This is a genomic window from Dialister sp. UBA1703, from assembly GCA_002320515.1.
Classification (GTDB): Bacteria; Bacillota; Negativicutes; order Veillonellales; family Dialisteraceae; genus Dialister.
The window spans coordinates 1,420-2,926 of sequence record DCJJ01000179.1 but is presented as its reverse complement, the minus strand read 5'-3'; the positions used below and the strand labels follow the sequence as shown (position 1 = coordinate 2,926).

Here is a 1,507-nt window from a genome sequence, read left to right as displayed (position 1 = left end):
CCACGCCGGGCTGGTCGAAGGCGTTGATGTCTGCCAGGGCACCTTCGTAGGCGATGGTGAGGAAGAAGAAATACATGAGGGCTCCCAGGTGGAAGGGGGTGATTTTCCTGATTCTGATGGCACAGCTCATGCGGCCTTCAGCGGCCAGGGCCTGTTCGTTGGCCTTCCGGGCGGATTCCAGCATGAAGTCCATGGGCACGTCCCCCGTTTCTCCCGATTCCTCGCAGGGCACGGAAAGGCGGCTCCTGCTTTCTTTCACGGAAATGAACTGTACCAGTTTGTTTTTGGCTCCCTGCTGGTGTTCCTGGGTGAGGGAGTGCATATCCGTGGTGCCTACGGCGGCGACGGGAATGCGGCCGTAGTGGATCACATGGCCTGCCATGTCGTATTTCTTTCCCAGGGATTCGCCCAGAAGCTGGGCGTACCACCAGCCGAAGGAGCGGAGGGTGTCGCCGTAGGGCATGATGATTTCAGCGACTATGCCGTATTTCCTGCTGGCTGCATATTTCAGGGACGCCAGGAAGAGGGCGGGATTTTCTTCTGCCTTTTCGCTCCGGCAGGCTTCTTCCACCATCCGGGCGCCGGAGAGGAGGTCTTTGATGTCCACGCCGATGAGGCGGGCGAATACAAGGCCCACCTGGGAAAGTTCGCTGAACCGGCCGCCGATGCCGTCGGGGACGGTGAAGCAGGGGAGGTGGTTTTCGTTGGCATACCGGCGAAGGCTGCCCTTTTCCCTATCCGTAATGGCCAGAAGGGAAATATCCGCAAAGGGGATAAGGAGGGGTCTCAGGGCTTTCAGGGCGCTGGAGGGTTCGATGGTGGTGCCGGATTTGGAAATCACCAGAAGGAGCACCCGGCACTTCCGGCCTGCATGGCGGCTTTCCCGCTCCACCTCTTCTGCCAGCTGGAGAAGGCCGTGGGGATCCATGTTCTGTCCGGCAAAAAAGACTTTGGGGAATCCGTTTCGCTCTTCCCTGTCCATCATGTTCCAATAGGGGCCGCAGAATACGTCAAAGAGCATCTGGTTTCCCAGGTAGGAGCCGCCGATGCCGATGGAAATCAGGATGTCCGCGGATTTTGCCAGCTCATCGGCATGGAGAAGGCTTTCCTTTTCCTCTTCCGTAATGAGCACATCCTCATCCAGAATGTAGGGAAGGCGGGGGAAGAGGACGTCGCTGCCGTCAGGCCCCTTCCCGCTTTCCCGCAGCTTCGTCAGTGACCGGCCTGCCTTTTCCATGAGGCTTGCCATGGCCGAAAGGTCTTCTGCCTTCACGCTCCAGGCATGGCCCAAAAGGTTCCTGATGTCAATATCCAGCTCATTCTGAATGGTCATATAACTCTCCTACACTTTCCCATTTGATTAAAAACACTGCTAAAAGGTAATTATATAAGATATAAGAGAAGAATACAAGTTATAAAAGTGGGATAGTGGGACTGTGGGGTGGGCTGTCCGCTGGGCGGTATTCCCGAACGTGGGGAGAGGTCAGACTGTCAGACGGCAGACATC

At 56.8% G+C, this 1,507-nt stretch carries 1 protein-coding gene; it reads right to left on the bottom strand.

Annotated features, from left to right (window positions below; genetic code table 11):
- The coding region (locus B2Y11_RS08715; protein ID WP_291058075.1) for a glucose-6-phosphate isomerase at positions 1-1,333 on the bottom strand (1,333 nt) is incomplete at its 3' end.
- Positions 1,334-1,507 lie beyond the last annotated feature (174 nt).